The organism is Nitrosospira sp. Nsp18, from assembly GCF_900103145.1.
Classification (GTDB): domain Bacteria; phylum Pseudomonadota; class Gammaproteobacteria; order Burkholderiales; family Nitrosomonadaceae; genus Nitrosospira.
Map to the genome: position 1 here is coordinate 1 of NZ_FMWY01000021.1, position 12,867 is coordinate 12,867.

Sequence of the window (12,867 nt, forward strand, 5' to 3'; positions counted from 1 at the left end):
TGGAATGCTTGCAATGCCTCGGACAAAAACAAAATGAAGAGAACCATCGATTAATGATGGAAGTTTGTTAAAGATGAGGTTTTTCAGGGACGACTAGTTATTCTATTAGATGAAAAAGCTATTGGCTGAAAAAGCAGCATGAACGGCCAAGCGCTTTTGCAGCCGATTTCCTTTAAGTCCGACAGGCTGCCACGAACTTCAGGGCAATGTCATGGCAAGACGAAAACCCAAGTATCGCATGCGCTTGTTTGTATCAAACCAGTTGCGGGTGATAGCGCGCATATCCTGGGGCCTGTGATTCCACGAGCCGCCGAAAAACATTCGCTTTGCGCAATTGCCTTGCCAACAGGTATCCGTCCATTGCCACACATTTCCCATCATGTCGTATATCCCGAACGCATTGGGCTTGAAACTACCCACCGGCGCGGTTCTTCTGTTATCCCACTCGCTTCCGCAGCCATCGCAGTTAGCATTATTACGTCCGACATCGTTGCCCCAGTAATAATCGGTGGTTGAGCCCGCCTGCGCGGCGATTTCCCATTCGTCTTTGGTTGGAAGACGATAAGCTTTCCCGGTTTTTTCCGATATCCATTGTATATAGGCTTGTGCATCATCCCAGCTCACGTTGATCACGGGTCTGGTGCCGCGCCCCCAGCCATTGTCCGGGGGTTGATATCCTCCACAGCCACCTGCCGCCACACAGGCGTCCCATTCCTTGAAAGTGACGGTATATTTTCCGATCGCAAATTTATGCCCTGGAATGGGTATCATTTCAGGGCACTCGGGGCAAGCCCCGCCGGCTTCGTTCTGACGTCCGGTTGAAGTGGATAAAGCCACCCTTTGCTGCTGGTTGCCTACCTCATCCGGGGATGTTAATCGTATGCCAGTCGTTGTTGTTGCCGCGAGTACTACTTTTTGAGCTGTACCGCCGTCTATCGGGCGTTCACCTTCAAATGCCTCGCTATTATCGCCGCGGGTTCTTTCTTGTATTTCCGCAATGCGTTTATTGTTGAATTCGCCGTCGGCGGCCATTCCCCTGCTCGTGGCATTATCTTTGTAATCGGAATTAGCAGTGGATGCGAATGCACCTGCTTCGGCAGATGCTGCAAAGGTCAAGGCGAGCAGGACAGTAGACAAAACTGATTTCATGAATTCCATTTGAACGCGGATGGGGGTTTTTTTTTCGATTCATGTGTGGATACCGGGAGCGTAGTTGACCGGGTGCATGGCACATAACCACTTTCCATGAGTGCTTCCAGCCTATATGGTAGCCGATGCCAGCCAGATATGGGGAAAAATAGACTTGCGTAGGGGCACCAGTCTAGGGGCACCAGTCCTTGTTAAAGCGATCATTTGTTAAATCCTGAATTCAAGCGTAGTCTTTCTTATTCCTTAATTGTCCTGGAAAAAAATGGATACGGTAGCGGTTCGCTGTTGTATCGCGGGTGGTGGTCCGGCTGGCATGATGATGGGGTTGCTATTGGCTCGCGCCGGTGTCGAGGTATTGGTTCTGGAAAAGCATGCGGATTTTCTGCGGGATTTTCGGGGGGATACCATCCATCCATCCACATTGGAAGTCATGCATGAGCTTGGATTTCTCGAAGCGCTACTGGAATTGCCGCATCAAAAAGCACATCGAGTCAATGGCCGGTTTGGCGCTCTTGCGTTGACAGTGGCTGACTTCGGGTATTTGCAAACCCGATGTCCCTTTATCGTTTTTATGCCGCAGTGGGATTTCCTGAGTTTTCTTGCTGAACGGGCAGCCCGGTATCCGACGTTCAGCTTGCGAATGAATGCTGAAGTGACTGGGCTCATCGAGCAGGAGGGACGTATCGTCGGGTTGCGGGCCGTGACACCTGAGGGTCCGTTGAACGTACATGCGAGCCTTGTCGTTGGAGCGGATGGCCGTCATTCCACTGTGCGTGCTCGTGCCGGACTGAGGGGGATCGAGTATGGTGCGCCTATGGATGTATTATGGTTTCGGCTGTCTCGTCGTGCGGGTGATCCTGAAGACCCTGTCGGACGTTTCGATGCGGGCAGGGTCTTTGTCATGCTGAACCGGGATGCTTACTGGCAATGCGGTTTCGTAATCCCGAAAGGCTCCTATGCGCAAGTTCGGGAGCGTGGGTTGCCCCCATTACGCGATACCATTGCGGAGCTGGCCCCGTTTGTGGCCGATCGCGTCGGTGAACTGCAAGACTGGGAAGCGATCAAGTTACTCGCTGTTCAAGTCGATCGGCTGCGTCAGTGGTATTGCCCGGGCCTTCTCTGCCTTGGTGATGCAGCACATGCAATGTCCCCCATCGGCGGTGTCGGAATCAACCTGGCAATTCAGGATGCAATTGCCGCATCGAATGCGCTGGCTGCACCGTTACTGGAGGATAGACCCACTATCGGGGCGCTGCGGGGGATTCAGCGGCGTCGCGCATGGCCAACGCGGATGACACAGCGATTGCAGCTCTTTCTTCAGAAACAGATCATTGGCCGCGTATTACGTGGCGGTGATTCTCTTTCGCCCCCATTTTTTTTCCGTCTACTCGCACGCTTCCCCTTGCTGCAATGGCTTCCCGCCCGGTTGATCGGTATCGGGTTTCGTCCCGAGCATGTCAAAACGCCTGACATATGGCCTCGCTGAACTGGATAGATCGCTAATCTGTTCATCGCATATCCGTTGTATTTCCCCCTGAAACTGTGAAGGCCGCATCTCCGCCAGTCGGGCCCTGGTATCTTTTATTACTGATAGTTAGTGCGTTAGCGCACCGAATCCTGCGGAAAATTCACATAAATTTAAATCGCAGCAATATTGCTGAGTTGATAAAGGATGCGGCCATGAAATTTTCTACAAAATTGAGAGCTAAGTTATTGACGTTGGCGAGTGCGTTGGTTTTCAGCGTAGCTGGAACCGGAATGGTTCACGCTGCGGCGTCCGGTGAGCATGATATGCCAGATGAGATAGGGCCCGGGGATTCCGCGGCCGTGAGGGACTCGGATGCCAACCAGGACAAAAGTATCAAGGAGAGATGGAATAAAAAAGATCGGAGTTCGACCAGCACCAGCACGGACCGTGACAACTCAAGATACAGCACTGACGGGACGGAAAGGTATGACGACGATGAAGGAAATAGCGGCACGGGTCCCAAGCGTCCAGGCCACTATTAACGGTGGAGGTAAAGGCTGACTCGGGGATCGGCTACCAGGTTTTACCCCGACTTCACAGACAAATCTAAACAGGCTGATGTCGGGGATGCGTCATGTCAATACCAAGAAAAATACGCTATGGAATTCAAGTGGAAAGCGGTACAACCAGTTAGAGCCGTACTCAGCCAGCAAGCCAGATTCGCGTGTATTTTGCAGGAGCTGCGCTATGAAAGCGAGCCGTCGGTCGCCATCCTGGCGCGGCTGATGCATCAACGAGGGGTGTGTGGTATCCCGCAGCATTGACGCTGGCGCACGAAGGTTTCCAACCAGCGGATACGATGAATTCCGCTTCGGTATCTGAGTACACGCGCCACACTCAGCGTCTGCCAAAATCGACCAGAATCAGCGGATAGAACTCTCTGGCTATATAGCGTTTCAAGTAGCGGTGAATTCTTTAAACCAAATAATTCCGTTGCTTGTGGGACGACTAAGAACGATAATCGACCTCGACAATCAACCCGGTATCTCTTCAGGAAGACTCTACCGTTGAGAATCATCAGTAGCAGCGAATTTCTATTGCTCGTGCGGATTTTCAGTCTGAGCAGGAGTTATATAAATGTTTAATTTAGGCTCCATGTTCAATCTAGGCCCCGCTGATCCAGTGGTCGGCAAGAAGAGCATCCTGGTCAAGTTACCTGCTGCTGAAGTCTTCAAATTTATTGGCGACGATTTATTTCATAACTATCCCAGATGGTCGCCGGAAGTACAGGAACTTGAATGTCTCACTGATGGGCCCGTAAAGTCAGGAACCATAGCAAGGCAGGTACGCGTAGATCATGGCCAACGCTCGGAATCAAAATTTAGGATTACGATTTATGAACCTTCGAGGCGACTGGCCTTTGCGGGAATTATTGAACCTTATCGCTGCCTTTACGAACTACAACCCCAAAGCAGGGGAGATGTAACGGAATTGAAGTTTACTTTTGAACTACTTGAACTCAAAGTATTCATGCGACCTTTTGAACAGTTGGTCCGGAGCGCAATTCAGGAGGGTGCAGTCCACACGGTAGAAAATATAAAACGTCTAGTTGAAAGCAGCAAACACGCCACAGCTGTTTGACTCTGACAGAGACAGCTACTTGCAACTTTTAGAGAATGCGACTTACGGTCGGAGCAGAAAAATCTTTTACGCTCGACATTGTCGCCGGTGGGTAATAGTTTCAGCATTCCGATCGATCGGCGCGAGGATTTACTCATGACAGATGAAGTTTCTAAAGAAGCACCGCAACCACAGATACCTGACGATAGAAAACTATGGGATGTTATCCTCGGAATTTATGGCTATCCGGCGCTGCTTCTTGCGCATAAGCTCGGCGTCTTTTCTCTGCTGGAAGACGGCGAACTTTCGCTACCCGTCATCTGCGAGAGGCTGAACATCAAAGAGCGCCCTGCCGAAGCTATTCTGACGGCAGCAACAGCGCTGGGGTTCTTGTCGGTAAAAGGAGGACTTTATGCGTTGACGGCAGTCGCTGAGCACTATCTGCTTAAGAAAAATCCGAGCTATTTTGGCTTCATGTGGGATCTGATGATCGAAAACGATCAGGTACATTCATTTAAAAGCCTGGAAAAGGCAATACGCACAGATGAGCCCCAGGTTTACGGCGGGGCAGGTATTTACCGTCCTGAAGAGGTGCAGGCCGAACTCGCACGAAGATTCACGCGTAGCATGTACAGTATGAGCATCAAATCGGCTTTCTACTGGCCGGAGGTGCTCGATCTCTCCGCTCACCATATCATGCTCGACGTTGGTGGAAGCTCGGGCGCACATTCGATTGGAGCCGTATCAAAGTGGAGTAATTTACAAGCTATCGTTTTCGATTTTCCCATGGTATGCGAGATTGCAAAAGAATTCATTGCCCAGCATGGCCTGCAAGATCGCATCAGGACATGTGAAGGAGACATGTGGCGTGATGAAATGCCAATAGCCGATCTTCACTTTTACTCCACCGTTTATAATGACTGGCCACCTGAGAAGTGCAGCTTTCTTACCGCGAAGAGTTTCAATGCTCTCCCGCCCGGAGGACGCATCATCATCCATGGAATGCTCTATAACGAGGACAAATCCGGTCCTTTCGCTGCGGCTGCATTTAGCATGCTCATGATGGGGTGGACCGAGGGAAAATCTTACTCCTCCACGGAGTTGTCAGCCATGTTGAGCGATGCAGGATTCAGTGATATCGAGGTGCGCCCAGCCTTTGGCTACTATAGTATAGTTACTGGTCTCAAGCCTTAAAATATAACTTTCCCAGAATAATCACTCGTTCCTCCGGCTCATATGCCGGTATCCGCACCCATCTGCATTTGAAAATAATGCTGGTCGGACCATTTCTAAATGCAAATCACTCCAACTATGGGTTTTCCGGGAAAAAGCGTCTCTTTTTTCCTTATTTCGCGGAGAATTCCAAGGAGGAGCGGGCTTCGGATGACGCAATAACCTAACGCCTTTGAGACGGGCAGCTTCCTCTGCCCGGCAAAAGGCGCCGTTTGGCCGGTTGCTGATCCTTGCCATATTGCTTGTAATGCAATGCAGCCCTGATCTGTTCCAGACTTACGTCCTGGTTGCCTCCGTTTGCAGTCTCCTCCACTTTCCTTTACCCCATAGAGATTTCTATGCTCAAATGAACTCACCATAATTCATTACCGATTAATCGGCTTGTACCTGATCCGCTTAGGTTTTGCGCCTTCTTCGCCAAGGCGCTTCCGCTTGTCGGCTTCGTATTCCTGGTAATTGCCGCTGAAGAATGCAACCTGCGAATTGCCTTCAAACGACAGGATGTGGGTTGCAATACGGTCCAGAAACCAGCGATCGTGCGAGATGACCAGCACACACCCGGCAAACTCCAGCAATGCATCTTCCAATGCCCGCAGCGTTTCCACGTCCAGATCGTTGGAAGGCTCATCCAGTAACAGGACATTGCCACCTGAGATGAGCATTTTGGCTAAATGGAGCCTGCCGCGCTCTCCACCTGAAAGATTGCCGACGTTCTTCTGCTGGTCCGCTCCTTTGAAATTGAAACGCCCCAGATAGGCGCGAGCAGGTGTTTCATACCTGCCGACGGTGAGGATATCATGGCCGTCTGAAATGGTATCGAACACGGTTTTGCCGCTTTCGAGGGCGTCACGCAATTGATCCACATGCGCGATCTTGACGGTTGTGCCAATCGTTAATTCTCCCGAGTCCGGCTGCTCCCTTCCCGTAATCATACGAAACAAGGTGGATTTCCCCGCCCCGTTGGGTCCGATAATCCCGACAATGGCTCCCGGTGGCACTTTAAAGCTCAGGTTGTCGATCAGCAACCTGTCTCCATACGCTTTGGATACTCCCTTTAACTCGATGACTTCATTACCGAGCCTGTCCGCAACGGGAATGAATATCTCCTGTGTTTCGTTGCGTTTCTGGTATTCCTGGGAGTTAAGCTCATCGAAGCGGGCAATACGGGCCTTGGATTTCGACTGACGCCCTTTGGGATTCTGCCTAACCCACTCGAGTTCTTTTTTCAGGGCTTTCTGACGAGCAGACTCGGTCGATTCCTCCTGCTTCAGACGGTTTTCTTTCTGCTCCAGCCACGAGCTGTAGTTGCCCTTCCAGGGGATACCATGGCCACGGTCCAGTTCCAGTATCCACTCCGCGGCGTTATCGAGGAAGTAGCGGTCATGCGTGACTGCCACGACAGTGCCGGGAAACCGGGTAAGGAACTGCTCCAGCCATTCCACTGATTCGGCATCCAGGTGATTGGTGGGCTCGTCCAATAGCAACATGTCGGGCTTGGATAGTAAAAGTTTGCACAAGGCTACCCTGCGTTTCTCGCCGCCGGAAAGATTTCCGATAATGGCGTCCCATTCCGGCAGGCGCAGCGCATCGGCGGCGATTTCCATCTGTTGACTTCCATCTCCGCCGCTGACGGCCAGGATGGCCTCCAGCCGGACCTGTTCGGACGCCAGCGCATCGAAGTCTGCGTCCGGCTCGGCATAAGCCGCATAGACCTCTTCCAGCTTCTGCTGCGCACTGAACACTTCGCCCAGTCCCTCCTGTACAGCGTCGCGCACAGTCTGCACGGGGTTGAGTTGCGGTTCCTGCGGAAGATAGCCGATATTGAGATTGGGCATCGCCGTCACCTCGCCCTCGATGTCCTTGTCCAGGCCTGCCATGATTTTCAGTACGGTTGATTTACCGGAACCGTTCAGGCCAAGCAACCCTATCTTTGCGCCGGGAAAGAAACTGATGGATATATCTTTGAGAATCGTGCGCCGGGGCGGGACAATTTTGCCCACTCGATTCATGGTGAGTACGTATTGAGCCATAAAAATATCAGATCAGCAAAATGCTTGAGTTTAACGCATGGAGAACCGACAGACAAAAGAATGACATAAACCCAGTTATACAGACCGTTCTCCCTTCCGGGTAAGGTCTGAAATATTGCCTTGATAATGCCGCGAACGCCAACAGGCGATAAGAAGAAAAAAATTCCTGGAACCCCCAATTCTCAAACTGCTGAGTATGAGTTAATATCTCGACCCTTAAACAAATTTCGATTGTTGGTTACTGATCCCGTTTACGTAAATTCAGACGAGGCCACATGAATACAAGATTATCGATTGTATGCGCAGTATTGATGTTGAGTGCCTGTGCAAGCCCTACCCGCACAGTACAAGAAGGCGTTAAAGACCCTGGGCCGAGGGTGGCCGCACGGCCTTTGCCCGCCGCCGAACGCATGACTGTCGGTATCGCGCGTTTCACCAATGAATCAATTTACGGTAGTGGTCTTTTTACTGATGCTTCCGGTGACCGTATCGGAAAGCAGGCATCTGATCTGCTGGCCAGGCACCTGATGGCAACGCAACGTTTCAACGTGGTCGAGCGGCAGGACATTGGCAAGCTAGCAGCGGAAGCTGACCTGATGGGCATCAGCAAAGAGCAGTTCAAGCAAAATCTGAAAGGGGTCGATGCCTTGATTCTTGGTTCGGTTGCCGAGTTAGGGCGAGATACCACCGGAAATACATGGTTGGTGGGCAAGCAAAAAACTCAACGAGCGCGGGCACGTGTTGTATTGAGGCTGGTGGATCCCAAGACGGGCCAATTGTTCTATACACAGGAAGGCTCGGGAGAAGCGGATTTGTCATCCAGCAGCACCTTCGGCTTCGGTGGTGCGACGGGTTTTGATTCAACCCTGGAAGGAAAAGCGATTGATGCCGCAATCGTCAATATGATTAACAGCGTGGCGCAAACCCTGGATGCACGCCGCGCGATGGGGCAGTAAAAAATATGAAAAACGATCACTATTCCCTGAGTGATCCTGAACGGATTTATTCCAGGTTTTTGGTTCTGGTCGTCGCAATGGGCCTCGCAGGTTGTGGCGCGCCATCCATCTACCATTGGGGTCGGTTTGAGGATGGGCTACATGACCGCTATGTCAGCCAAAACCATCCACAAGCCGATGCTTATTTGCTCGAAACCATCACTAAGGCCGAGCAGGAAAATTTAAGAATTCCCCCCGGCGCGTATGCGGACTACGGCTTTTTATTGTTCAAACGGGGTGATCGTGAAGGAGCGATTGCCTATTTTGAAAAAGAAAAACGCATTTTTCCGGAATCTGACGCCTTTATGACCAAACTGATTGAGCGCATCAAGCAAAAGGAATCTGATTCTGCTGAAAAGCAGCAGCCACAGGCAGCCATAACTCAAGGAACTCAGCCATGAAGTCAATTCTGGCTATTGCTGCGTGTGTCGCTTTGAACCTGCTTTCCGGTTGTGCCGTGCAGCCAGAGAAAATTGATCTATCGGCCTTCCACACATATAAACCACGTTCGATAGTGATTGTGCCGGTACTTAACGAGACGACCGAAATCAGCGCACCATCCGTTTTTGTCTCTACCATCACAAGGCCGTTGGCAGAACGAGGCTATTACGTTTTTCCGGTATATCTGACTGATCTGGTATTACGGGATTTCGGACTGGCTGAAGCCGGGCATATCCACCAACTGGATACGCAACGTTTGTTTGAATTATTCGGAGCAGACGCGGCACTGTTTATTACTATCAAGGATTGGAGCAGCAAATATATCGTTCTCGCCTCGACGGTCGTTGTGGAGATGGATTACGAGTTGAAGGATACTAAAACGGGTACTGTTCTATGGCGTTCAAAACAACAGGTTGCCCAAAGTTCCGGGGGAGACGACCTGATAAGCATGGCGGTAAGTGCCGCGATAACAGCTATGCTTGCCGATTATCTTCCGCTGGCTAGACAGGCAAATAACCAGGCATTCATACCCCCTCGTGGCTTGCCCGCCGGCCCTTACAACGCCGACTATGGCAGGGATCAGGACAAGTTTTAACGTCAGTGCAGTTAGCATGTCATTGGTTGCTTATAGTTTCAGGGCCGGAAGAAGTGCTATTTCCTGGTGCTTGAGCGCAAGATAGCCCAGACGAGGCGGCGCCAATACTATCCTGGATAGTGAGGGTGTCGGCGCTCCCCCAATTATCGTTGTTGATATTCTTTTCGCTGAGATGCGTACAGCTATGCGCCTCGCTTCAAATTTTCCAGGCTTTCTTGTATGACACTAACATTAATATCAAGCACTGCCATATCGCTATAGCGAAAAAAAATTTCGCCGATAAGTATTCGATCGTCATATTAACCCATTCAAATCCATTCGGATGCATGTCGGGCACGTTTACATCCAGCCTAAGCAATGCTTCGCTTCTTTCCCTGCAACTCGTTGATATATTGGGTTAACGCTCCTTAATAAGAGCGTGGCATGGTCCGTGCTTAAGGTGTTGTGACGGCACGATCGAAGAAAACGGAGAATGATCAAGGTCGTGTGCGCCAATAACGAAAACAAATGGAGAAAATATGAACAAGATACTACCCTGGAGCCTGCTGGCCGGTGCTCTGATTGCAGGCAACGCTCTGGCCGCGCCCATCAATCAAAGTTACGATACATTCGGTACGCTGGCCGGCGCTACTTTTGGCGGCACCGGGATTCCAAACGACGCAGTGGCGGTGGCAGTGACACAAGTTACACTGGGACTGACCGCTCACCAGCGTTATTCCAACCCCGCTCTTACAAACGATGGGGCTGGCATTTTCTTCGCCAGTCCGGGTGTGGATACGAATGCTCCATCTCCCGCCAACCCGTATGCGACCTGGAATGTCGGCTTCTACTTGGGCGGAGACGACCTGAACTTATACAATTACAAGTTGTTGTACGATTTTAATCCTGGTTTTAATACAGACGAAAGTGAGCATGGCCAGATCATTTTCTCCAGCGGCCTTGGCGGGCCCATTCAAGATTCATGGAATATGGGAATGGATTTTCTGAGCGGTGCGCTACCAGGACTTATTACTCCTCCGAGTTTTGCGTCGTTCGATCCCAACAGCGCTGGTGAATACAGCTTCGCTCTCGTTGCTTATGATGCCCAAGGTGCCGAGGTCGATCGTTCTGCCATTGTAGTCAGAGTGGGCCAAGTTCCTGAACCTGGCACCCTCGCACTCCTGGGGTTGGGCTTGATCGGCTTGGCCGGTATTCGCGGAAGAACCGGCAACCGGGGCGGGTAACCCACCTCAGGCTACTTTTGGGGCGACCATGCAAGGCGCAGCAGTATTTTTTAAGGGAAATAGTCTCCAAGCAACGCATAAATTCCCTCTCTACGCCTGAAAATTGCCGATGCGCCATAAGACGCATCGGCAACAGAACAACAAGGTATGGACGAAAAATTTCCGGACATCCGGCGTGTTGAACGGACATCAGACTGTGCCTGGACTGTCGATGTAGTCATTCCAAGTCCATTGCCAAGAACTCTGCTGCGATCTCTTCCTTGAAGATCGGCTGAGGTCCAACCATACAAATACAAGCGCAAGTACTTCCTACCTGCCGCCGTTCCTTGGCAACGTAGCCTGAGTTAGACGCTCGGCATTATCCTTGGTATCGTAAATGTTGATGTGTGGACGGTTTTCCGCCGCCTTTTCCATGCGTTCGCGAATTTTGGTTGCCATTGCATTGTTGCGCCGCACGGCCGGGCGTGCTTCCATGGCGTCGAACCAACGCATGAAATTGGGGAAAGCAGCACTGTCGATGCCGCGATCTTTATGCCCTTTGCACCACGGATAAGTGGCGATATCGGCGATAGTATATTCGCCGGAAGCGAGCCATTGATATTTGCTCAATCGGTTTTCCAGTACGCGATACAGACGTAGCGATTCGTTGTTGTAGCGATCCCGCGCATACTGATTATCTTTGGCCTGGCCATTGAAGTGATTAGCCTGGCCGAACATGGGCCCGATATGCGCTACCTGGAAAAATAGCCATTGCAATGTGTCATAGTACTTGCGTGCATCCTTTGGCATGAATTTTCCGGATTTCTGGGCGAGATAAACAAGGATAGCGCCCGATTCCATCATTGTGTAGGGTTCACCACCAGGCCCGTCCGTATCCACGATGGCAGGAATCTTGTTGTTGGGGCTGAGCTTCAGGTGTTCGGGCTCGAACTGTTCACCAACGCCGATATTCACGTCGATATGCTTCCATTCGGCTCCTATCTCCTCAAGCATGATCATCACCTTCTGGCCGTTTGGCGTTGGGCTCGAGTGCAATTCAATCATGGTTATCTCCTTGTTTGCTTCGTGCATCGAGGTGAATTATCGAAAAATTCCGCCGCTTCCTGACGGATATATTTCTGCGAACTGAGCAAGGCTTCGGTAAACTGATTCATAGTCAATTCTTTCAAATAATGACAGGAATTTCATGTTGTTCAAAATAATCGGGGTTTTGGTAGGCTATCACTTCTTCGGCATTTTCGGCGCAGTGCTTGGCTATATCGTCGGAAGTATTGTCGACCGTTACATAGCTTATGGCTCGGGTGCGGTTAATCCGTTTACGAATGCTCATCGGCAGTCGGTTTTTATCGAAGCTGTTTTTTTGCTGATGGGGAAGCTTGCCAAAGCGGACGGCCATATTTCGCAAGATGAAATCACTCATGTTGAAGATTTCATGCAAAAGCTGCACATGTCGTCCGAACACCGTGAGCGCGCAATTGCCTTGTTCAGGCAGGGAGCGGCGTCCGATTTCGATTTTGAGCCGAAGCTGAACGAATTTATCGCTGTTTGCGGACACACCCATAGCCTGAAGCAGATGCTGCTGGTTTACCTTATCGTCATGGCGCTGTCCGACGGGCGAATGGATGCGGCTGAGGAGAGTTTGTTAAAAGGTATTGCGCTTCGCCTGGGCTATGATCAGCTTGCGTTTTCACAATTGCTGGAGATGGTCTTAAACCAGTCACACTTCGCGGGAGGGCGCGTACCTTCGGCCAACGCGCTGGATGAGGCTTATAAAGCATTAGGTGTAAAGAAGGAAAGCAGCGACCAGGAAATAAAGCGGGCCTATCGGAAGCTGATAAGCCAGTATCACCCCGACAAATTAATGGGACAGGGGGTCCCGGAAGATATGATTGCTGTGGCTACCGCACAAACTCAGGAAGTACAGACCGCTTATGACTTGATTAAAAAGAGCCGCAATATGTAGTCGCCTTTGTCCAGAATTTCTCATATTTTCCTTCGCAATACGGTTTTGCATTCGCCAATGCAAGTGGGGAAGAAATTTCCCCGCCAGCTCCTCCCGGACTGATCCCGATTATGTATTCTCGGGGCATCCTCGCCTTGAACCGCTAAATAA

General features: G+C 50.9%; 12 protein-coding genes. 9 read left to right on the top strand and 3 right to left on the bottom strand.

The features are described from left to right. Window positions 1-198: 198 nt before the first annotated feature. Window positions 199-1,149, bottom strand: a complete 951-nt coding sequence (locus BLS94_RS10000) for a formylglycine-generating enzyme family protein (RefSeq protein ID WP_176767853.1) — start codon at window positions 1,147-1,149, stop codon at window positions 199-201. Between the two features lie 262 nt (window positions 1,150-1,411). Here BLS94_RS10000 and BLS94_RS10005 point away from each other — a divergent pair, with 262 nt between their 5' ends. The 4 genes from BLS94_RS10005 (at window position 1,412) to BLS94_RS10025 (ending at window position 5,431) form a co-directional block, all read left to right on the top strand. Beyond that, window positions 1,412-2,635, top strand: a complete 1,224-nt coding sequence (locus BLS94_RS10005) for an FAD-dependent oxidoreductase (RefSeq protein WP_072767901.1) — start codon at window positions 1,412-1,414, stop codon at window positions 2,633-2,635. Window positions 2,636-2,829: 194 nt separating this feature from the next. Next, entirely contained in the window at window positions 2,830-3,159 is a 330-nt protein-coding gene (locus BLS94_RS10010; RefSeq protein WP_143021686.1) for a hypothetical protein, read from the top strand. 595 nt (window positions 3,160-3,754) lie between these two features. Then, window positions 3,755-4,258, top strand: coding sequence for an SRPBCC family protein (locus BLS94_RS10020; protein ID WP_072767904.1), 504 nt, complete (start codon window positions 3,755-3,757; stop codon window positions 4,256-4,258). Window positions 4,259-4,393: 135 nt separating this feature from the next. After that, complete coding sequence (locus BLS94_RS10025; RefSeq protein ID WP_072767954.1) at window positions 4,394-5,431, top strand: methyltransferase; 1,038 nt, start codon at window positions 4,394-4,396, stop codon at window positions 5,429-5,431. Between the two features lie 404 nt (window positions 5,432-5,835). Here the strand turns inward: BLS94_RS10025 and ettA are convergent, their stop codons facing one another. Then, window positions 5,836-7,500: an energy-dependent translational throttle protein EttA gene (ettA, locus tag BLS94_RS10030; protein ID WP_090960467.1), complete on the bottom strand. Its 1,665-nt coding sequence runs from the start codon at window positions 7,498-7,500 to the stop codon at window positions 5,836-5,838. A gap of 275 nt (window positions 7,501-7,775) precedes the next feature. Between ettA and BLS94_RS10035 the strand changes: the two genes are divergently transcribed. The 4 genes from BLS94_RS10035 (at window position 7,776) to BLS94_RS10055 (ending at window position 10,754) form a co-directional block, all read left to right on the top strand. Continuing rightward, window positions 7,776-8,456, top strand: a complete 681-nt coding sequence (locus BLS94_RS10035; RefSeq protein ID WP_072767906.1) for a CsgG/HfaB family protein — start codon at window positions 7,776-7,778, stop codon at window positions 8,454-8,456. Between the two features lie 5 nt (window positions 8,457-8,461). Continuing rightward, window positions 8,462-8,896, top strand: coding sequence for a DUF4810 domain-containing protein (locus BLS94_RS10040; RefSeq protein WP_218124788.1), 435 nt, complete (start codon window positions 8,462-8,464; stop codon window positions 8,894-8,896). Beyond that, on the top strand, window positions 8,893-9,531 hold the full coding sequence (locus tag BLS94_RS10045; protein ID WP_090960470.1) for a DUF799 domain-containing protein: 639 nt from the start codon (window positions 8,893-8,895) through the stop codon (window positions 9,529-9,531). Before BLS94_RS10040 ends, BLS94_RS10045 begins: the two co-directional genes overlap by 4 nt. A gap of 518 nt (window positions 9,532-10,049) precedes the next feature. Beyond that, window positions 10,050-10,754, top strand: coding sequence for a PEP-CTERM sorting domain-containing protein (locus BLS94_RS10055; protein WP_090960476.1), 705 nt, complete (start codon window positions 10,050-10,052; stop codon window positions 10,752-10,754). A gap of 309 nt (window positions 10,755-11,063) precedes the next feature. On the opposite strand, the gene BLS94_RS10060 is transcribed toward BLS94_RS10055, so the two are convergent. Next, window positions 11,064-11,798, bottom strand: coding sequence for a glutathione binding-like protein (locus BLS94_RS10060; protein ID WP_090960562.1), 735 nt, complete (start codon window positions 11,796-11,798; stop codon window positions 11,064-11,066). A 145-nt stretch (window positions 11,799-11,943) separates the two neighbouring features. On the opposite strand from BLS94_RS10060, the gene djlA reads away from it, so the two are divergent. After that, window positions 11,944-12,717: a co-chaperone DjlA gene (gene djlA, locus BLS94_RS10065; RefSeq protein ID WP_090960565.1), complete on the top strand. Its 774-nt coding sequence runs from the start codon at window positions 11,944-11,946 to the stop codon at window positions 12,715-12,717. Window positions 12,718-12,867: the final 150 nt, after the last annotated feature.

What these genes read in the sequence shown, in the direction of transcription:
- BLS94_RS10000 (WP_176767853.1), bottom strand. Translation starts at nt 1,149, where the DNA reads ATGAAATCAGTTTTGTCTACTGTCCTGCTCGCCTTGACCTTTGCAGCA.
- BLS94_RS10005 (WP_072767901.1), top strand. Translation starts at nt 1,412, where the DNA reads ATGGATACGGTAGCGGTTCGCTGTTGTATCGCGGGTGGTGGTCCGGCT.
- BLS94_RS10010 (WP_143021686.1), top strand. Translation starts at nt 2,830, where the DNA reads ATGAAATTTTCTACAAAATTGAGAGCTAAGTTATTGACGTTGGCGAGT.
- BLS94_RS10020 (WP_072767904.1), top strand. Translation starts at nt 3,755, where the DNA reads ATGTTTAATTTAGGCTCCATGTTCAATCTAGGCCCCGCTGATCCAGTG.
- BLS94_RS10025 (WP_072767954.1), top strand. Translation starts at nt 4,394, where the DNA reads ATGACAGATGAAGTTTCTAAAGAAGCACCGCAACCACAGATACCTGAC.
- ettA (WP_090960467.1), bottom strand. Translation starts at nt 7,500, where the DNA reads ATGGCTCAATACGTACTCACCATGAATCGAGTGGGCAAAATTGTCCCG.
- BLS94_RS10035 (WP_072767906.1), top strand. Translation starts at nt 7,776, where the DNA reads ATGAATACAAGATTATCGATTGTATGCGCAGTATTGATGTTGAGTGCC.
- BLS94_RS10040 (WP_218124788.1), top strand. Translation starts at nt 8,462, where the DNA reads ATGAAAAACGATCACTATTCCCTGAGTGATCCTGAACGGATTTATTCC.
- BLS94_RS10045 (WP_090960470.1), top strand. Translation starts at nt 8,893, where the DNA reads ATGAAGTCAATTCTGGCTATTGCTGCGTGTGTCGCTTTGAACCTGCTT.
- BLS94_RS10055 (WP_090960476.1), top strand. Translation starts at nt 10,050, where the DNA reads ATGAACAAGATACTACCCTGGAGCCTGCTGGCCGGTGCTCTGATTGCA.
- BLS94_RS10060 (WP_090960562.1), bottom strand. Translation starts at nt 11,798, where the DNA reads ATGATTGAATTGCACTCGAGCCCAACGCCAAACGGCCAGAAGGTGATG.